The organism is Pseudomonas sp. S2_E01 (assembly GCF_054668365.1).
Window position 1 is genome coordinate 4,099,118 of record NZ_CP162762.1, and the last position, 19,170, is coordinate 4,118,287.

Here is a 19,170-nt window from a genome sequence, read left to right on the forward strand (position 1 = left end):
AACAACTTGCAGTCATAACAATAAACACAGAGATCGCGGTCGTGGAAAATATCAGGCGTTTCAACAGCTTTGCTGAGTTTTACCCGTATTACCTGAGTGAGCACAGCAACAGCACTTGCCGACGACTGCATTTTATCGGCACGACGCTGGTCATCCTGATCGTGGCCCTGAGCATTGGCAAAGGCGCGTGGCTGTGGCTGCTGGCGCTCCCGCTGGCAGGCTACAGTTTCGCCTGGGTCGGGCATTTCTTTTTCGAGAAGAACCGGCCAGCGACCTTTCAGCACCCTTTTTACAGCCTGCTCGGCGATTTCGTCATGTACCGCGACATGGTCCTGGGCCGCGTGCCGTTCTAGGCCCGAGGCTGCCCCCCTCGTACAGAACAAGAGGATGAGCGATGAATGCCAATGCCCGCTTCACCCACATGCAGGATGGCACGCAAGAGGACTGGGCGATCATCGCCGCAGATTTCAGTGCCTACGCCAGACAATTGCCGACACGGATCATGGCGCACCTGAAACTGCTCGAGGGTGATTTTGGCGGTTTTCCGGTCGATCGCCTGACCCATTCCCTGCAAACCGCCAGCCGTGCGTGGCGCGACGGTCGCGATGAGGAATATGTGGTGTGCGCCCTGCTCCACGACATCGGCGACACCTTGGGCTCCTATAATCACCCGGACATCGCAGCAGCGATTCTCAAGCCTTTCGTCAGTGCCGAAAACCTGTGGATGGTGGAGAAGCACGGAATCTTCCAGGGCTACTACTTCTTTCATCACCTGGGCATGGACCGGCATCTACGCGAGCAATTCAGCGACCATCCGCAGTACCAGGCGACCATCGAGTTTTGTGCCAAATACGATGCGGCGGCATTTGACCCGGCTTACGACACGCTGCCATTGAGTTTCTTCGAACCGATGATGCAACGGCTGTTTACGCAGCCCAAGCAGTCGATCTACAAGGCGGCGATGGCCGAGCATGCGCCGGCCTGATGGACCGAGGGAATTCATCGCGGGCAAGCCCGCTCCTACAGGAGGTCAGGCAGGTTCCGGGATTTTCAGGGCCTTCAATTCCGCCTCTCGCGCCTGGGCATCCGCCAGCCGATAAAGCTCGATCGAGCCGTCCCAGTGCTCGATCAGTGCTGTGCAGGATTCCACCCAGTCACCGCAGTTGAGGTAATCCACCTCGCCAACCTTGCGTATCTCGGCGTGGTGAATGTGGCCGCACACCACCCCGTGCAACTCCCGTTTGACACATTCGTGGGCGATGGCTTCTTCGAAGTCGCTGATAAAGCTGACCGCCGTTTTGACCTTGTGCTTGAGGTACGCCGACAACGACCAGTAACCGTAGCCATAACGAGCGCGCCAGTGGTTGAGCCACCGGTTGAGGGTCAGGGTGAACTCGTAGGCCGAGTCACCGAGGAAGGCCAGCCAGCGGTGATAACGGGTGATTACGTCGAACTGATCGCCGTGGATCACCAGCAGGTGGCGACCGTCTGCAGTCACGTGTATCGCTTCGTCCACCAACTGGATGTTGCCAAGAATCAGCTTGGAATAGCGCCGCAGGAATTCATCGTGGTTGCCGGTGACGTAGATCACTTCGGTACCGCGCTTGCTCATGGTCAACAGGCGGCGGATCACATTGGTGTGCGCCTGGGGCCAGTACATGCCGCCGCGCAGCTTCCAGCCATCGATGATGTCGCCGACCAGGTAGATTCTGTCGGCGTGGTAGCCCTTGAGAAACTGCGACAAGTGTTCGGCCTGGCAATCCCGGGTGCCCAGGTGCACATCGGAAATCCACAAGGTTCGCACACGTTGCTTACGACTGGGTTTGGCGAGCTCGGCGCTGGTCATGGGCAACCCTCTGCGATTGTTTTTGCAAGCTTGCGCCGAGCGGGTTAATCGCCCATGACAGGCGCGAGTCAGTCCTGTGACAACGCGCCAGGGCGAGCGCGGTGTAAACTGTCAGCCTTATTTGGGAGACCCGCGATGAGACCGCTGCTCACACTGCGCCAATACACCCATGACCAGATCGTCCACAGCCACGACCACGCGCAACTGGTGTTCGGATTGTCGGGCGCACTGGATTTCGAAGTCGACGGGCGTGGCAGCCAAGTGGTCCAGCAGAGTTTCGTGGTGGTTCCTTCCGGCTTCCACCATGCCTGTGGCAGCCCCAACGGTAGCCGCTGCCTGGTGCTGGATGTGCCGAGTGACGGGTGGGTGACACAAAACCTTGGCGATCATGCCGACGCCAGCCGGCACCTGCTCGACCATCCCGGGCGCCTGCCACTGAATACTGCACAAGACAACCTGGTCAACTGGCTGGCGAACAGCCCGGTCAACGACCCGGTCATTGCGCAACAGGGCGCCGTATTGCTGCTGGCCAGTCTCAACGGGGTCGTACCCGAGACAGGCGGCGGACGCCGACTGCCCTACGCCGAATTCAATGCCCACATTGACCAGTGTGCAGCCTACCCACTGCAAGTGGCTGATCTGGCGCGTATCTGCGGCCTGTCCACTGCACGGCTGCACGCGCGGTTCGTTGCCGAATGCGGCCAGACGCCGATGGACTACATCCGCAGTCGACGCCTGCATATGGCGGTGCGGCTGTTACGCACCTCGGCATTGCCCATTGGCGAGATTGCCGTCCGGGCAGGCTACAGTTCACAAAGTGCATTTTGCGCAGCCGTGCTTCGCGAATTTGGCACCTCACCAGGAAAACTGCGACGAGAGGCCAGCGACAAAACTCGCTAGCCTGGCGACAGACCGCGCGGGAGGCGATGCGCTTTAATGGAGCCACTGACGATGCCCGTCAGCGTGGCTCAACGTTCTCCAAGGATTGCAATGACTCCCCGTACCGCCCTTGGCGCCCTGCATATCGGTGCCCTGATGTTTGGCCTGACCGGCGTGCTCGGTAAACTCGCCGCCGCCTCCCCCGCCATCATCGTTTTTGGCCGTGCAGCCTTCGCCGTGCTCGCCCTCGGCGTATTCTCACGCCTGGCCAGCCAAAGGCGCTGGCACAAGCTCAACGCTTCGGATTGGTGCCGCCTGCTGCTCGGTGGCCTGCTGCTGGCCGGCCATTGGGTGAGTTTTTTCATTTCCGTGAAAGTCGCCGGTGTCGCCATTGCCACCCTGGGTTTTGCCAGTTTCCCGGCGTTCACCGTCATCCTCGAAGGGCTGATTTTCCGCGAGCGCATTCGTGCCAATGAAATCATCCTGGTGGTGCTGGTGAGTGTCGGACTGGTGCTGGTGACACCGGACTTCGACCTCGCCAGTGGCGCCACCATCGGGCTGCTCTGGTCGGTGGGGTCCGGCTTGCTGTTTTCACTGCTGTCGCTGACCAACCGTGCCAGCTCCACAAAAATAGCCCCGGTACAGGCAGCGCTGTGCCAGAACGTGGTGGTTGCGGTATGCCTGTTGCCGGTGGCCGCGCCTCAACTGATCGAAGTCCGCGCGCTCGACTGGCTGTGGATTGCCCTGCTCGGGGTGTTCTGCACGGGCCTGGCCCACAGCCTGTTCGTCGCCAGCCTCGCCGTCATCAAGGCCAGGACCGCCGCAGTAGTGTTCGCCATGGAGCCGGTTTACGGCATTACCGTGGCCTGGCTATTGTTCAACGAAAATCCGACGCTGCGCATGCTGATTGGTGGCGCCTTGATCATCGTCGCCATTGTGGTGTCTGCCAGATTGTCAGGCGGACCCGGCAAAAAAGTGATGGTTGCCGAAGCCGCCTCTCACTGAGCGCGATCGTTGTGCCCGAGGTCGCGGTCCGGATCGATCTGATCACGGACCCGCTGCTTGAGCACCTTGGCCTCGGGGAAACCACCGTCCGCCTTGCGCTCCCAAATCTGCACGCCATTGCAGAAAACGTGGAACACTCCGCCGGTGCCTGGCACCAGCGACACCTTGCCCAGATCGTCGCCAAAGGTGCTGAGCAGTTCCTGCGCCAACCAGGCGGCACGCAACAGCCATTGGCATTGCGTGCAGTAGGTGATGACAATTTCGGGTTTTTGCGTATTCATGACGGGGCAGATTCCTGAGCCAAAGGGCGCCGTCATGATAGAGGCTCAGCGGATACCGGCCAACAACGTACGTGCGGTTTGCTTGAGTGGTTCATCAGCGTCTTCAAGCAACTGGTTAAGCAGGTCAATGGCGCTGTCCAGATCACCCTCATCGATGCAGGTCTGCGCCTGTTCCAGTTTGTCCGCGTTGCTCGTCCCCGACGGTTCCAGCTCCAGCGCTTCAAGCTCAAGCGACTGACCGGGATCAGCGAACTCATTGAGAAAGTCATCGTCCAGCGTCTGGGCATCCGGTTCGGCAATCCACTCCAGCTCGGGCTCATCCCGCGTCGGTTCTCCCGGCATCTCGAATGGCAACACATGCAGGTTCGATGCAAATGCCGGATCCGTTGGTTTTTCCGCCATTTCACTGCCTTCGAAGGGGCTGACCAGATCCCAGTTTGAATCCATCGACAGCTCATCGAGGTTCAACTGAAACTCATCGCCAGCGTTGTTTTCGATCGTGGGAGTCACGACGGGGGCGGCGGCCGCGACGACGGGTATCGCTGTAACCGGCGCGGGCTTGCTCAGTTTAGGAAAACGGGTTCGCATGTCCCGGAGTTGCAGTGGATCGAACCCCGCCTCGCGTAGGCTTTTTTCCTGGGCGTTGTAGGCGGGTTCGTCACCCTGCTTACCGAGAACGTCCAGCAATTGCATGGCCAGATCCGTGCGCTGGGGTTCCTTGGCCAGCGCATCGCGCAACAGGGCGGCCGCTTCGGCAAAACGACCGTAAGTCAGATAAAGGCCCACACCTTCCAACACATCGCCGGTGGGCGATTCGTCGTGATGGTCTTGTTCAGGTTTCGACAGAGAAGACTGTTGCACCGGTTCAAAGACCGGCTCAAGCACCGGTTCATGGCGCGACGCCGATGCGGGTGAGTCTTCGGGCACCGCCCGAGCTTGCTGGCGTTGACGCCGAACGAACGCCACCAGCAGCAACGAGGCGATCAATGCCAGCAAACCGACAACCAGCAGCCAGTTGATGCCTTCGGGCTCTTCAACCGCGACCGGCGCCGGTATTGCCTGTTGCGGAGCGGCCGCTGGTGCCGTCTGGACTTCCGCCAGACGGGTTTGCAGTTCGGTGATCTGTTTTTTCTGTGCCGCAATCTGTTCGTCCTGGGCTTGCAGCCTGGCGTTCAGTTCGTCGACGTTTTTTTGCAGCTGCTGGTTGCTCAGCACGCTGGCGGCCAACTGCTCGGCGGATTCATCGGCAACCGCAGCGGCAGGCGAAGCAGGCTGCGTGGCTGTGGCAGGTTTCTTCGCCGCAGGGGGCGCAGCGGCAGCCGGCGTGACACTTGGAAACGGAGAATTCGCCGTGCGGGTGTCCGGCTCATCGGCAACCGGTACGATGCCCGGCGTGCCCGGTGGATCGATCAGCACCGTGTATTCGCGCAGCACACGTCCATTGGGCTGATTGACCTGGACGAGGAAATCGAGAAAGGGTTCAGTGACGGCCTTGCTGGAACTCACGCGGATCAGGTGGCGATTGCCGCGCAGGATTGGGGTGAATTTGAGGTCATTGAGGAAGAACACGCGCTCGACGCCGGCACGACTGAATTCATCCGCTGTCGCCAGACTGACCGACAGGTCGCTCTCCTCCAGTCCTGCTGCATCTTCCAGGGCGATATCGGCGCGAAACGGCTGATCAAGCGCCGAATGCACGGTGATTTCCCCCAGCCCCAGCGCGGACGCCCATGCCGAGTAAGCCACTAATCCAACGGCCAGCAAACACCTGGCGAACCCTCGCAGTACTACGTGCCGACTCTCAAGCATGAGCATCCCTTAGATAACAGAACACAACCACGCGTGTTCGCATATCCGGTACGAACACGATATTGCCTACTAGTTCTTTATAGTCTGCTCAGCGGGGGTTCTCAAAAAGCCGAGATTCGTTTGTGCCTCATAATTTTTCCAGATTCGCCAGGATGTGCCCGTGAACCCGCATGCACACCTTCAGATCCGCCTCATCGACACCTTGAAAAACTTCGTGGCGAAGTTGGGTGGCAATGGTTTCGATTTGTTCGATCAAAGGGCGAGCCGGCGCACACAGTACGATTTTCTTTGCCCGGCGGTCTTCCACCACCGATTGGCGCTGCACCAGGCCCTGACCTTCCAGGCTATCGAGCAGGCGTGCCAGGGTTGGCCCTTCGACGCCGACACTTTGCGCCAGCTCCCTTTGGGTAGGTGCTGCTTCGAAACGCGCCAGGTGCAGCAGCACCAGCCAGCGCGCCTGCGACAAACCCAGGCCGGCCAGCCGGCGATCCAGTTCGGCACGCCAGCCGCGAGACATCTGGGCCAATTGCATGCCAAAGCGGTGTTGTTCGGTTAACGGCATAAAACACTCATGGTTAGACTGAAATCGATAAAACTAATTATTAGTCAGCTAAGCATGGCCTTCGACTCGAGGCAAGGTTTGCTCTGCACTGAATCGTTACATCAATAGACCGAGATCAAGTTTTGCGCGTCAGATCTCGAATTCCGATTGCAGCGCAGCCCGGACGCAGTACAACACCCCTTCAGGCACCCGCCCGGCAAACAGTTCAGCGACCTGCGCAACCGACGGCAGTTCGCCTTCACCGTCGAGGAATGCATCCTGCACTTCACCCATCAGTTCTTCCGGCAAATCCAGCGCCTGCTCCAGCGACAACTGCTGCTGGCCGATGGCGTCGGCGAGCATGGTGTAGACATTCTTTTCCGAGCATTGCAGTTGGCCGGCAATCTGCAACGGGGTCATGCCGGCGCGTGCCAGCGTGATCAATTCGTGGCGAACGTCGGCCACCGCCTTCGGTGCCTCGACCTGACCGCCAAGCACTTCGAGGAACGCCTCGCCGTAACGCTCCAGTTTGCGAGCACCGACGCCACTGACCCGGGCCATTTCCGCCAGCGAAGTCGGCTGACTGCGCAGCATTTCCAGCAGGGTCGAATCGGGGAAGATGACGTAAGGCGGCACGCCGTGCTCTTCGGCAAGCTTGCGACGCAGGGCGCGCAAGGCTTCCCATTGCTCGCGCTCCTCCCCGCGCACCAACTGGCTCGCCTGGCTCTTGCTGCTTTTCGCCGTGGTCTGTGGTTTGAGGTCACGACGCAGTTCCAGGGTGACTTCGCCCTTGAGCAGCGGTCGGCAGGTATCACTCAGGCGCAGTCCACCGTAGCCCTCCAGGTCGATGTCGGCCAAACCCCGCGCCACCAGTTGCCGGAACAGCGAGCGCCATTCGCTCTCGCCCATCGCCTTGCCCACACCGTAGACCGACAAATGCTGGTGACCAAAACTGCGGACCTTTTCGTTGTCCTTGCCCAGCAACACATCCACCAGATGGCCGACGCCGTAGCGCTGGCCGGTGCGATAGATCGCCGAGAGCGCCTGGCGAGCCGGTTCGGTGGCATCCCAGGTCTGTACACCATCGACGCAATTGTCGCAGTGGCCGCACGGCTCGGGCATGTCTTCGTCGAAGTAGGCCAGCAACGTCTGTCGACGGCAGCGGGTTTCCTCGCAGAGCGCCAGCATCGCATCGAGCTTGTGCTGCTCCAGGCGTTTGTGGCGTTCGTCGCCTTCGGAGTTTTGCAGCATTTGCTTGAGCATCACCACATCTTGCAGGCCGTAGGCCATCCACGCGTCTGCCGGCAGACCGTCACGGCCGCCGCGACCGGTTTCCTGGTAGTAGGACTCAAGGGATTTGGGCAAATCCAGGTGCGCGACGAAACGCACGTTCGGCTTGTCGATGCCCATGCCGAACGCCACCGTGGCCACCATGATCAGGCCTTCTTCATTGAGGAATCGCCGCTGGTGCTCGGCACGGATTTCGTTGGCCAGCCCCGCGTGATACGGCAGCGCAGGAAAGCCCTGTTCACTGAGGAACACGGCCACTTCGTCGACTTTCTTGCGCGACAGGCAGTAAACGATGCCGGCATCGCTGCGCCGTTCGGCGAGGAACGCCAGCAACTGCTTGCGCGGCTGTTCCTTGGGCACGATGCGGTAAAAGATATTCGGGCGGTCAAAACTGGAGAGAAAACGCTCGGCATTCTGCAGGTGCAGGCGCTCGACGATCTCTTCACGGGTTCGCTTGTCGGCGGTCGCGGTGAGGGCGATGCGCGGAACATGGGGAAACAATTCCGCCAGTTGTCCCAGTTGCAGGTATTCGCGACGGAAATCGTGGCCCCATTGCGAAACGCAGTGGGCTTCATCGATGGCAAACAGGGCGATATCGAGATTTTGCAGAAATGCCAGCATGCGCGGCTGGACCAAGCGTTCGGGTGCCAGATAGAGCATTTTCACTTCGCCACGGCGGATCCGCTCGGCAAGGTCGCGTTGCTGCTCGGCGCTCAGCGTGGAGTTCAACGAGGCCGCCGCAACGCCCAGTTCTTCAAGGGTCGCGACCTGGTCGTCCATCAGCGCGATCAGCGGAGAAACCACCACCGCCAGGCCTTCGCGCAACAGCGCCGGCACCTGGAAGCACAAGGACTTGCCGCCCCCGGTAGGCATCAGTACCAGGGCATCGCCGCCGCTGGCCACGCGCTCAATGATTGCACCCTGGCGGCCACGGAAACTGTCGTAGCCGAAGATGTCCTTGAGGACGCGTTGAGCCTGTTCGAGCATAAAAACTCCAAAAATCACCGAAACATCCCTGCAAGGCTGGTTCACTAGCGACAACGCTGCACTGGCAAATGGTAAGTGCGCATTGCATGACGCTGTACATTTGAGCCGCAACGCCGGCAGGGCATCACAAAACGCGCAAGTATACCCGAGGCCTTCAGTGCGCAGGGTGCCGCTGAGAAGACACTGGAACTCAAATACACTGAGATCCCCTGTGGGAGTGGGCTTGCTCGCGCATGCGGTGGGTCAGACGACGTTGATGTCGCCTGACACGCCCTCTTCGCGAGCAAGCCCGCTCCCACAGGGGGGATGGCGGTGTTCTGCGGATCGATTACACCGCGCGGCTGGCCTGTGTGCTCAAGAAGGCCTAGAATTCCCGCATCTGTTTAATTCCCAAGGTAGCCCTTTAATGTCCTTCGCTGAGCAACTGACCCGCCTGCAAGTCTTCCTCGACGCCGATGAACTGCATGACGAGGCGCTGGACTACGTGGCCGCCCATGGCTACCTCACCGCGCTGTCGATCTGTTCCGAGCAGGTTCCGGACCGCGAGTGGATCGATGCCCTCTTCGCCGAAGAGCCGCACTACGCGGACGATACCGAGCGTGAAGCGATCGAATCCACCCTGCTCGCCCTCAAGGCGCACATTGCCCGCCAACTGGCGTCGGACGAAGAGTTCGAGCTGCCTTGCGAGCTGGACCTGGGCGACGACCCGGACGACTCCGACCTGCGCGGCTGGTGCATCGGCTTCATGGAGGGCGTGTTCCTGCGCGAAGCGGCCTGGTTCGAAACCGCCGAAGAAGAAGTCAGCGAAATGCTCCTGCCGATCATGGTCGGCTCCGGCCTGTTCGACGAGCAGCCCGAGTTCTCTGACATCGCGGCGGACGCCAACCTGATGGACGACATGATCGTTCAAATTCCGGAAGCCCTGACGGCGCTGTACCTGCTGTGCAACGCGCCAGACGAAAAACCGGCGATCCTCAAGCCACGCCACCACTAAGGTTGTGCCTGTGGACAACCCCATAGGCAACCGGCCCTTGATGTTGCGCTACGTGCTGCTGGCCATCGGCTGGCTCAGCGTGGCGCTGGGAGTGATCGGTATTTTCCTGCCGGTGTTGCCCACCACACCCTTCCTGTTGCTGGCCGCTGCCTGCTTCGCTCGCAGTTCACCCCGCTTTTACCACTGGTTGGTGGAGCATCCACGCTTGGGTCCGTGGATTCGTGATTACCTGGAGGGCAACGGCATTCCACTCAAGGGCAAGGTCTACGCCATCGGCCTGATGTGGTTCAGCATTCTGCTCTCCTGTTATCTGGTGCCGCTGCCCTGGGCACGCGGCTTCATGCTGACCAGCGCAGTGCTGGTGACGATCTACATTCTCAGGCAGAAAACGCTGACCTGATCCTTTGCAGGCACAAAAAACCCGCCATCCTCATATCGGGGATGGCGGGTTTTGTCGTCTCGGCCTCAGGTCACACCGTATCGACCTTCAACGAATGGTCATTGAGCATGCCGTTGATGATGGTTGCCGTGTCCGCACCGTTGATCACCCCACCGGCACCAGGTGTCACGCCGTAATGGCTGGCCAGGTCCACACCGGCCAGGTCGATGGTCTGGTTCGGCGCGGCGCCGGCCATGGCACTGACGTCGATGGAGGTGACCAGTGAATCGCCGCTGCCGGTGACCTTGAAGTGCAGGTAATCATCCAGCGACGCCGCAGTGCCGTTTTCCCCTTGCAACAACTGCGACAGGTCGAGCTTGTCGATGCCCGGGTTGAAGTCGGTGACCACGTCGTGGCCGCTGTTGCCCTGCAGCCACTGGAAGGTGTCGGCACCGGCACCACCGGTCAGGGTGTTGTTGCCCATGCCGCCGATCAGCAGGTCATCGCCCCCGCCACCGTTAAGCACGTCGTGACCGAGGCCGCCAACGAGTACGTTGTTGCCGTGGTCGCCAATCAGTGTGTCGTTGTAATCGGAGCCGATCAGGTTTTCGATGCCAGTCAGCTTGTCGATGCCGGCGCCCACGGTGTTTTGTGGGGTCAGCAGGCTGAGATCGACCTTGACCCCGGCGGTGGCGTGGGCGTAGCTCGCGGTATCGATGCCGGTGCCGCCGTCGAGCAGGTCGTTTCCAGCGCCGCTGTACAGCAGGTCGTTGCCGGCCTCGCCGTGCAGTTCGTTGTTGCCGGCCCCTGCGGTGAGCACATCGTTGCCGTCGCCGGCGTTGATCACGTTGCTGCCAGCACCCGCCACCAACACGTCATCGCCGGTGGTGCCAGTGAGCGTGTGACCGTCCTGGTAGGAGATGCTCACAGCGGCGCTATCACTGCCGCCGTGGCCGTCGTTGGCGGTGTAGGTGCCGTGGTAGTCCGGGGTGACGTCATGGGCCCCTGAGTAATCGACCGTCATGGTCAGCTTGTAGTTTTCTGCACCTTTGCCGTACTTGCCACCGTCGTCGATGTTGGTGACACGGATCTGGTAAGTGCTATCAGCCTGGGCGGTAATCGACTGGCCATTGCCGATGAACTGGTAGTCGACTCCGTTGAGCGAATATTCCAGCGTCACGTGACCGGCAGCCAGATTGTGATCCAGGCTGAGCGTCTCTCCCTGTTTCAGGTTGACGGTGATGCGGTCAACGTCATTGCTGTTGTTATTGCTTACGGCACCCAGTGCACCGCTGACCACCAGCATCGCTGTCATGGCGGTGGCATTGGCGACGAAGGCACTGCGGGCAAGCGCAATGGATTGCACATTGCCATTCGTGAAGCTGACGTTCGGATTGCTGCCGGTGAAGTCCGCCCCCTTGGCGACCCAACCGGTGTTGAACGTGGTCGGCGAGGCGCTCAGCGCATTGCCGTTTGGATCGGTGTCGTTGGCCAGCAGCGCGTCACCCGGCAATGTGATATTGCCCGACAGCACGTTGGTGATGACGTGATCGGCCATCGCCACTGGTGGCGCGTTCGGCACCACCTTGACCACCAGGGTGGAACTGGCCAGGTCGCCGTCGTTGTCGCTGAGGGTGTAGCTGATGTTCTCTGTGATGACCTTGGTCGTGGCCGTCTGCGAAGTGTAGGTGTATTCGCCGGTGTCGAGGTTGACCACCAGGGTGCCCTTGCCGCCGGTGGCAATGCTCAGGGTATTGTTGGTGGTGTTGAAGGTGCCGTGGTTGGCACCGCCACTGACATTCAGCGAACCCTGGTTGCTGTTGCCTTTGGGGTCGAACGTGTAGGTGGTGCCATCAACGGTGATCGACTTGACGAAACCACCGTCGGCGCCGAATGAACCACCCTCGCCCAGCAGCGAACCGGTGACGGGCGCGCCGGTCACTGTGCCCGAAAGCACCGAGTTGAGCTGGTTGAGGTCGGTCACGACGGTCGCATTGGTGTTGCTGCCCTGACCGACGCCGGCGCTGCCGTTGTAGGCCAGTGGATCAAGGTGCGAATTGCTCACGCCGTTGCCCAGGCCAATCGCGTAGCTGTTGATGTGGTTGCCTTCGAGGAAGCCTTTCCAGCTCGCTTCGTCGCTCGAGTCGATGGCACCCAGATTGGGTTTTCCGTCAGAGACGAAGTAGCTGACATTTTGCGCCCCGTCGATTTTGCCGCCAGTATCGAAGGCATCTTTCGCCACCGCCACGGCGGCGTCGTAGTTGGTATCACCGCCCGCCTTCAAGCCGGCGATGATCGCCTTGGCGCCGGCCACATCGACCCACACCGGCGTCTTGTCCGAAGCGTCACTGTTGAACGTGACAATCTGCACCTTCACGTCCCCCAGATCATCGTACTTGTCGAGCAGGGCATTGAGCGCCTGCTTGGCCAGGTCCAGGCGAGACAGGTTACCCACGCCGGACGCGTCCTTCATACTGCCCGACACGTCGATCACCAGCAGCAGGTTGGTGTCGACCTCCGCCGCCGACACGGAGCGCTCGGCAGGGACAGCCTTGGGCACATCGTCAACGATGTTGACCTTGATCGTGCTGATACTGGTGTTGCCCAGGTTATCAGTCGCCTTGTAGGTGAAGCTTTCACTCAACGTATTCGCGCCGTTGTTGGACGAAGGGTTGGTGCTGGCTGGCGACGTCAGGGTGTAGGTGTAGGTGCCGTTGGGGTTGAGCTGAATCTGGCCATAAGTGCCGTGGTCATTGCCCACCAGGGTGTAGGTGATCGACCCCGAGCCGCCGGTGACAGAACCGACCAGGGTGCCGGAAGCGGTTTCGCCGGTGTGGCCCGGGTCGCTGCCGGTCACCGTGCCGGCGGCCAGGTCCTGGCCGTCCTTGCTCAGGTCCAGCGCCTTCTCGTAGACGGTGATTTCGTTATCGACCGAAGCCGTGAGGCAACTGTTGATCACATCGACGGTGACGGTCGTGGTGCTCTCGTCACCATCGGCATCACGGATGGTGTAGGTGAAGGTGTCACTTGCACCGGAGCCGTTCACCGCGTTCGGGTTGCTGTGGTATTCGGCATTGCCCATTGCGTCGAGGATCAGGTAGCCGTAGGTGCCATTGATCTGGGTACCGACACCGCTGTGGGCCGGAGTCGAGGTGTCCGAACCGAAACGCACGCCCACCACGCCACCACCCGCCGCGTAGCCATCGGCGCCACTGACGTCGTTGTCCAGCACGTTGCCGGAGATGATCCCACCTTCGCCCACTGATGCCTTGTCCTCATGGGCGGTGGGAACGTCGTCGACAATGTTGACGGTGATGGTGCTGGTGACCGTGTTTCCTTGGGAATCCGTGACCTGATAAGTGAAGGTTTCAGTCACTGTGTTGGCACCGTTGTCCGCGTGCGGCGTGGTACTGGCCGGCGAGGTCAGGGTGTAAGTGTAGGTCCCGTTCGGGTTGATCAGAATCTCACCGTAGGTGCCCGTTGCACTGCCCACCAATGCATAGGTGTGGCCGGCGCCACCGGTGACGGTTCCGACGAGGGTGCCCGTCGCGGTCTCGCCCGTGTGCCCCGGTTGGCTGCCTTCGACGGTACCCGGTGCCAGGTCCTGGCCATCTTTGGTCAGGTCGAGCGCATTTTCATAAACGGTCACTTCGCTGCCTTTCACCACGGTGAGGCAGCTGTTGATCACATCGACGGTAATGGTCGTGGTGCTCTCGTCACCATCGGCATCGCGAATGGTGTAAGTGAACGTATCGCTCTCACCGGAGCCATTCACCGAGTTCGGATAGCTGTGGTATTCCGCGTTGCCTTGGGCATCAAGAATCAGATACCCATAAGCGCCGTTGATCTGGGTGCCAAGCCCGCCACTGACCGGAGTCGAGGTGTCCGAGCCAGCCCGTACGCCGACCACGCCACCACCGGCGGCGTAGCCATCGGCGCCGCTGACATCGTTGTCCAGCACGTTGCCGGAAATGATCCCGCCCTCACCGACCCACGCCTTGTCGGCATGAGCGGTCGGCACGTCATCGACGATGTTGACGGTGAGGGTGCTGGTGACCGTATTCCCCTGGGAATCGGTGACTTGGTAGGTGAAGGTTTCGGAGACCGTGTTGGCGCCATCGTTCGCGTGTGGCGCAGTGTCGGCCGGCGAGGTCAGGGTGTAAGTGTAGGTCCCGTCCGGATTGATCAGGATCTGGCCATAGGTGCCAGTCGCGCTGCCCACCAGCGTATAAGTGTGACCGGCGCCGCCGATGACTGTGCCGACCAGGGTGCCGGTCGCAGTTTCGCCCGTGTGCCCCGGCTGGCTGCCTTCGACGGTGCCCGGTGCCAGGTCCTGGCCGTCCTTGGTGAGGTCCAGTGCATTTTCGTAGACGGTCGCGGTGCCAGTGCCTACCACGGTGAGGCAACTGTTGATCACGTCGACGGTAACCGTGGTCGTGCTCTCGTCCCCATCGGCATCACGAATGGTGTAAGTGAAGGTATCGCTCTCACCGGAGCCGTTCACCGCGTTTGGATAGCTGTGGTACTCGGCATTGCCCTGGGCATCGAGGATCAGGTAACCGTAGGTACCATTGATTTGGGTGCCAAGGCCGCCGTGGACCGGGGTCGAGGTGTCCGAGCCCGCCCGTACACCGACCACGCCACCACCCGCGACGTAGCCATCGGCGCCGCTGACATCGTTGTCCAGCACGTTGCCGGAAATGATCCCGCCTTCGCCGACCCAGGCCTGGTCCGCGTGGGCGGTCGGTACATCATCGACGATGTTGACGGTGAGGGTGCTGGTGACCGTATTCCCCTGGGAGTCGGTGACCTGATAGGTGAAGGTTTCAGAGACGGTGTTGGCACCGTCGTTCGCCTGCGGCGAAGTGCTGGCCGGCGAGGTCAGGGTGTAGGTGTAAGTGCCGTCGGGGTTGATCAGAATCTCACCGTAAGTGCCCGTTGCACTGCCCACCAATGCGAAGGTATGACCGGCGCCACCGGTCACCGTACCAACCAGGGTCCCGGTCGCGGTTTCGCCCGTGTGCCCCGGCTGACTGCCTTCGACAGTGCCTGGAGCCAGGTCCTGGCCGTCCTTGGTGAGGTCGAGGGCTTTCTCGAAGACCGTTGTTTCAGCCGTGCCCACCACGGTCAGGCAACTGTTGATCACGTCGACGGTGATCGTGGTCGTGCTCTCGTCACCATCGGCATCGCGAATGGTGTAGGTGAACGTATCGCTCTCACCGGAGCCGTTCACCGCGTTTGGATAACTGTGGTACTCGGCATTGCCCTGGGCATCCAGGATCAGGTAACCGTAGGTGCCGTTGATCTGGGTGCCCAGACCTCCGTGAGCCGGCGTCGAGGTGTCCGAACCCGCCCGCACGCCGACCACGCCACCGCCCGCCGCCAGACCATCGGCGCCGCGCACATCGTTGTCCAGCACGTTGCCGGAAATGATCCCGCCCTCGCCGACCGACGCCTTGTCCGCATGGGCGGTGGGCACGTCGTCGACGATGTTAACGTTGATCTGGCCGGTGGCCGTGCTGCCATCGGTATCCGTCGCAACGACGTCGAAGCTCGCAGAAATGCTGTTGGTGCCATCGGCATTCGGGTGAGCACTGTTGTCCTTCAGGGTGTAGCTGTAACTCACCACCCCGGTTGCCGGGTCGTAGCCGGTGATAATGAATTGCGCACCGCTGTCGGTCACGATGGTCTGCGGAAATCCTGCGGCAACACCGCCGCTGATCACCGCGATGCCGCCCACGGTGAGGCTCTGCAGGCCATCGGCTGCATTGACGGTGAAGGTGCCGGTCTGGGTCAGCGCCGTCGCATCAGGGTCGGTGCCTTCGGTGAGGTTTTTCTCGTAGACGGTGATCTCGCCGCCTGTGACGTCCAGGCCACCCAGGCTGACGCCGTGGTTCTGAATGTTCAGCACCAGGTTGGCCGTGCTGCTGTCTCCGTCGGCATCGGTGAGCACATAGGTAAAGGTTTCCGTGCCGCTGCCGCCTTCGTGCAGTGCCTGGAATTGCGGATCGCTGGTGTTGAGCGTGTAGGTGTAGGTGCCGTTGGCATTCAGGACCAGGGTGCCATAAGTGCCGACGAACGTACCCGCGGTGATCGGCCCAGTTGTCGGGCCGGTCGGTACTCGGTCCGCGCCCTGCACGTCGTTGGTCAGCACATTGCCTTCCAGGGTCAGGTGATTCGACGTGGCCGTACCGGCGTTACTGTCGTCGATTGCCTTGGGCACGTCGTCAGTGATGTTGACGTCGAGCGAGCCAGTGGCGGTATCACCATCGCTGTCGCTGGCGACCACGGTAAAGTGCTCGCTCAGGTTATTCGGGCCGTCACCCGCCGAATGGGTTTCGTTGCCGTTGAGGGTGTAGCTGTAGCTCACGACGCCGGTAGCCGGGTTGTAACCGGTCACGGTCAGGGTGTTGCCCAACGGCGTGGTAATCACCTGAGGAAAACCGGCGATCACGCCGTTGCTGACCACGTTGATCCCGCCGACACTGAGGTTGTTCAACCCGTCCGGTGCGGACACCGAGAACGTGCCATTCTGGGTCAACGCTGCCGGATTGTTGAGGGTGCCGCTCTCCAGGTTGGCTTCATTGAGCGTCAGCTCGCCGCCCTCCACGGTCAAGCCCGTAAGGGTGACGGGATTGTCCGGAGCATCAGGCACGATCGGGGCAATCGGTGCATCCGGGCCGCCGTTGTCCGGATCACCCGCCAGTAGTCCGCGGGGAAACTCGGGAATGCCGTTGAAGCCCGCCGTAGGGAAACCGACGGTCGGATCGACCCGCCCGGCGACTTCCTCCAGCATCACAAAACTATGGCCGCCGCCCAGGGCGCCCCCCCCGGGGTTGCCAGGAGCACCAGGGCCTGCTGCCGTGGCCTCTGCGCTTTGCGTCGGGTCATCGCCGGCCGCAATGGCTTTCTGGATTTGCTCGACGTCGGTCAGTTGCGCCTGGGTCGGCGTTCCCGCGTCATTGGTGTCGACATGCGGCACGCGGTCCGCCAGCAACTGCGTGTTCATCTGCAGGCTGCTGCCACGCCCAAGCGTGAGTTCCTGGCCATTTTGCAAATGCACGGCCACGGCGCCATCGGCCCCGGTCACCAGTTGATCGCCGGCAAACAGTCGATCCCCCTCGATCAGCGCGCGGCGAGTGCCGTCGCCGGACTCGGCGAACACCTGACCAATGACCTTACTGACGATACCGATGAGCGTAGCCATATGCATTTCCTCCGCTGCCAACGGCTGTTGGCATCCTGTTGTTTGCGAAGAACGGCTTGTGGCTTGGGCATGTCATCGGCGGAACGTCTGCCGGGCCGCGGCCTGATCCAGCAAGCCGCCGCCCCGGCGACAAACTCGCCAGGCGATTCGCTCGCGTCCGGGATGTGCGCCTCAGCCTAAAACCCAATGCAATCAATCACATTGGGGTGCTATTGCGAATCCATCCCTCCTGCGAGCGATGCGTAACGATTTTGAAGCACCGAACGACAAAAAACCGTCGCTCAAAAATCGTCCCGCCTCCCTCCCCTCCAGCACTTCTTCGCCCTATGTCGAAATGTTGTTGGAACTTTATCTGAACCGTAGATAAGCTCCGTAACGCACATAAATCAAGGGTTTTCGCTGAGAACAATGTGCTGGATTTTTCGGAGTGCATAAGTTTTTTTTAGAATAACAATTATGAAAAAAACTTCTAAGCTTCTTTGAATAATGTTCTTAGCTCTGATGTTACAAGTATGAAACGGTTTTACCCATAAATGCCGTCAAATATTTGGCGACTGATAAAGCACCATTAGGATTCAGGGAGATGTACCCATGCGCCAGTTGACCCCGCTCTGCAGTTCGATTCTTTTGGCCATGGCCTGCATCTCTCAGGCTCAAGCCATCACGATCACCGAGGCGATCCAGAGCACCATCGCCACTCACCCGGAACTGGCGTCGCGGGTCGACAGCCGTCTGTCGGCGGATGAAGACGTGAAAGTCGCCAAAGGCGGTTTTTACCCATCGGTCGATCTGAATGCCTCGTACGGGCGCGGGTACAGCGACAACACCAATACCCGAGCCTTCGGCAATCACCACACCGAAATTCTCAACTACACCCAGTCTGAGCTGCGTCTGCGGCAGATGTTGTTCGACGGTTTCAACACGTCGAACGAAGTCCAGCGCACCAAGGGCGTGGTCAACTCCCGGGCCTATTACGCCCAAGGCACGGCCCAGGACCTGGCGCTGCGCACCATCGAGGTCTACCTCGAAGTACTCAAGCGCCGCGAGCTGGTGACCCTGGCCAAGAACAACCTGCAGGCGCACTTGCGGGTCAACGACCAGATCGGCCTGCGCACCCAGCGCGGCATCGGCAGCAACGCCGACGCCGACCAATCCGTCGCCCGTCGTGCACTGGCCGAGAACAACCTCGACACCGCCGAAGTCGATTTGGCCGACGCGGAAGCGAACTTCTACGCCGTCGTCGGCCGCATGCCCGACGAACTGGAAGCGCCGCCGTCGATCCGCGGAGAGCTGCCTCCCTCTCTTCCTGACGCCCAGCAGAGCATGGTGGAGAACAACCCGTACCTGAAATCGGCCCAGGCCGACGTGCAATCGGCCGAGAGCCAGTACGAAGTCGCCAAGTCGCCGTTCTACCCGCGCTTCGACGCCGAGGCTGCGGTGGGTGCCAACAACAACATCGCCGGTGAAGAAGGCCACGACAACGAGTGGCGCGTGGGCATCGTGATGAACTACAACCTGTTCCGCGGCGGCAGCGACAAGGCGCGACTGGCCTCCGACGCGCACAAAATCAATCAGGCGCTGGACATCCGCAACAACGCTCTGCGCCAGCTCAACGAGAACATTCGCCTGGCCTGGAACGCCATGCTCAACGCGCGCAAACAGACCCCGACCGCTCGTGAGTATGCCGAGACCACCACCCGCGTGCGGGCGGCCTATCAGGATCAGTTCGGCCTGGGCCAACGTACCCTGCTCGACGTGCTCGACAGTGAAAACGAGCTCTACAATGCCAACCGCCGCTACACCGAGGTTCGCTACACCGAGGAGTTCTCGATGTACCGTGTCCTGGCAAACATGGGCGAGTTGCTGAGCAAACAACGCGTGGTGCTGCCCGCCGATGCGATTGCCAGCAGCGAAGTGAAGAGTGAAGCCCGTCTGCCTGAGTTGAGATAACG

At 60.9% G+C, this 19,170-nt stretch carries 13 protein-coding genes; 7 read left to right on the forward strand and 6 right to left on the reverse strand.

Annotation, left to right across the window (positions count from 1 at the left end; all coding sequences use genetic code 11):
* Nucleotides 1-41 precede the first annotated feature (41 nt).
* Together AB4O36_RS19020 and AB4O36_RS19025 are read left to right on the forward strand one after the other, a co-directional pair.
* A complete protein-coding gene (locus AB4O36_RS19020; protein WP_460126792.1) occupies nt 42-353 on the forward strand; it encodes an Mpo1-like protein in 312 nt (103 codons plus the stop codon).
* Nucleotides 354-394: 41 nt separating this feature from the next.
* Nucleotides 395-985: an HD domain-containing protein gene (locus tag AB4O36_RS19025; RefSeq protein WP_460117209.1), complete on the forward strand. Its 591-nt coding sequence runs from the start codon at nt 395-397 to the stop codon at nt 983-985.
* A gap of 45 nt (nt 986-1,030) precedes the next feature.
* On the opposite strand, the gene AB4O36_RS19030 is transcribed toward AB4O36_RS19025, so the two are convergent.
* Complete coding sequence (locus AB4O36_RS19030) at nt 1,031-1,846, reverse strand: UDP-2,3-diacylglucosamine diphosphatase (protein WP_460117210.1); 816 nt, start codon at nt 1,844-1,846, stop codon at nt 1,031-1,033.
* Nucleotides 1,847-1,981: 135 nt separating this feature from the next.
* On the opposite strand from AB4O36_RS19030, the gene AB4O36_RS19035 reads away from it, so the two are divergent.
* Entirely contained in the window at nt 1,982-2,746 is a 765-nt protein-coding gene (locus tag AB4O36_RS19035; protein ID WP_460117211.1) for a helix-turn-helix transcriptional regulator, read from the forward strand.
* A gap of 90 nt (nt 2,747-2,836) precedes the next feature.
* Nucleotides 2,837-3,730 (forward strand): DMT family transporter, encoded by an 894-nt coding sequence (locus AB4O36_RS19040; protein WP_460117212.1) that lies wholly within the window; start codon nt 2,837-2,839, stop codon nt 3,728-3,730.
* Here the strand turns inward: AB4O36_RS19040 and AB4O36_RS19045 are convergent.
* The 4 genes from AB4O36_RS19045 to recQ all read right to left on the reverse strand — a co-directional run bounded on the left by AB4O36_RS19045 (nt 3,724) and on the right by recQ (nt 8,638).
* Nucleotides 3,724-4,011: an Rdx family protein gene (locus tag AB4O36_RS19045; RefSeq protein ID WP_460117213.1), complete on the reverse strand. Its 288-nt coding sequence runs from the start codon at nt 4,009-4,011 to the stop codon at nt 3,724-3,726. The genes AB4O36_RS19040 and AB4O36_RS19045 overlap by 7 nt on opposite strands.
* A gap of 45 nt (nt 4,012-4,056) precedes the next feature.
* Nucleotides 4,057-5,820: a FimV/HubP family polar landmark protein gene (locus tag AB4O36_RS19050; protein WP_460117214.1), complete on the reverse strand. Its 1,764-nt coding sequence runs from the start codon at nt 5,818-5,820 to the stop codon at nt 4,057-4,059.
* Between the two features lie 127 nt (nt 5,821-5,947).
* Nucleotides 5,948-6,382, reverse strand: a complete 435-nt coding sequence (locus AB4O36_RS19055; RefSeq protein ID WP_460117215.1) for a MarR family transcriptional regulator — start codon at nt 6,380-6,382, stop codon at nt 5,948-5,950.
* Nucleotides 6,383-6,511: 129 nt separating this feature from the next.
* Nucleotides 6,512-8,638, reverse strand: coding sequence for a DNA helicase RecQ (recQ, locus tag AB4O36_RS19060; RefSeq protein ID WP_460140011.1), 2,127 nt, complete (start codon nt 8,636-8,638; stop codon nt 6,512-6,514).
* A gap of 406 nt (nt 8,639-9,044) precedes the next feature.
* Here recQ and AB4O36_RS19065 point away from each other — a divergent pair, with 406 nt between their 5' ends.
* On the forward strand, nt 9,045-9,632 hold the full coding sequence (locus AB4O36_RS19065) for a UPF0149 family protein (RefSeq protein WP_192302196.1): 588 nt from the start codon (nt 9,045-9,047) through the stop codon (nt 9,630-9,632).
* Nucleotides 9,633-9,672: 40 nt separating this feature from the next.
* Nucleotides 9,673-10,032: a YbaN family protein gene (locus tag AB4O36_RS19070; protein ID WP_460126794.1), complete on the forward strand. Its 360-nt coding sequence runs from the start codon at nt 9,673-9,675 to the stop codon at nt 10,030-10,032.
* Nucleotides 10,033-10,102: 70 nt separating this feature from the next.
* Here the strand turns inward: AB4O36_RS19070 and AB4O36_RS19075 are convergent, their stop codons facing one another.
* Nucleotides 10,103-17,218 (reverse strand): retention module-containing protein, encoded by a 7,116-nt coding sequence (locus tag AB4O36_RS19075; protein WP_460140012.1) that lies wholly within the window; start codon nt 17,216-17,218, stop codon nt 10,103-10,105.
* Nucleotides 17,219-17,809: 591 nt separating this feature from the next.
* Between AB4O36_RS19075 and AB4O36_RS19080 the strand changes: the two genes are divergently transcribed.
* Nucleotides 17,810-19,168, forward strand: a complete 1,359-nt coding sequence (locus tag AB4O36_RS19080) for a TolC family outer membrane protein (RefSeq protein WP_460117219.1) — start codon at nt 17,810-17,812, stop codon at nt 19,166-19,168.
* Nucleotides 19,169-19,170 lie beyond the last annotated feature (2 nt).

What these genes read in the sequence shown, in the direction of transcription:
- AB4O36_RS19070 (WP_460126794.1), top strand. Translation starts at nt 9,673, where the DNA reads ATGTTGCGCTACGTGCTGCTGGCCATCGGCTGGCTCAGCGTGGCGCTG.
- AB4O36_RS19080 (WP_460117219.1), top strand. Translation starts at nt 17,810, where the DNA reads ATGCGCCAGTTGACCCCGCTCTGCAGTTCGATTCTTTTGGCCATGGCC.
- AB4O36_RS19045 (WP_460117213.1), bottom strand. Translation starts at nt 4,011, where the DNA reads ATGAATACGCAAAAACCCGAAATTGTCATCACCTACTGCACGCAATGC.
- AB4O36_RS19025 (WP_460117209.1), top strand. Translation starts at nt 395, where the DNA reads ATGAATGCCAATGCCCGCTTCACCCACATGCAGGATGGCACGCAAGAG.
- AB4O36_RS19055 (WP_460117215.1), bottom strand. Translation starts at nt 6,382, where the DNA reads ATGCCGTTAACCGAACAACACCGCTTTGGCATGCAATTGGCCCAGATG.
- AB4O36_RS19035 (WP_460117211.1), top strand. Translation starts at nt 1,982, where the DNA reads ATGAGACCGCTGCTCACACTGCGCCAATACACCCATGACCAGATCGTC.
- AB4O36_RS19040 (WP_460117212.1), top strand. Translation starts at nt 2,837, where the DNA reads ATGACTCCCCGTACCGCCCTTGGCGCCCTGCATATCGGTGCCCTGATG.
- AB4O36_RS19065 (WP_192302196.1), top strand. Translation starts at nt 9,045, where the DNA reads ATGTCCTTCGCTGAGCAACTGACCCGCCTGCAAGTCTTCCTCGACGCC.
- AB4O36_RS19050 (WP_460117214.1), bottom strand. Translation starts at nt 5,820, where the DNA reads ATGCTTGAGAGTCGGCACGTAGTACTGCGAGGGTTCGCCAGGTGTTTG.
- recQ (WP_460140011.1), bottom strand. Translation starts at nt 8,638, where the DNA reads ATGCTCGAACAGGCTCAACGCGTCCTCAAGGACATCTTCGGCTACGAC.
- AB4O36_RS19030 (WP_460117210.1), bottom strand. Translation starts at nt 1,846, where the DNA reads ATGACCAGCGCCGAGCTCGCCAAACCCAGTCGTAAGCAACGTGTGCGA.
- AB4O36_RS19075 (WP_460140012.1), bottom strand. Translation starts at nt 17,218, where the DNA reads ATGGCTACGCTCATCGGTATCGTCAGTAAGGTCATTGGTCAGGTGTTC.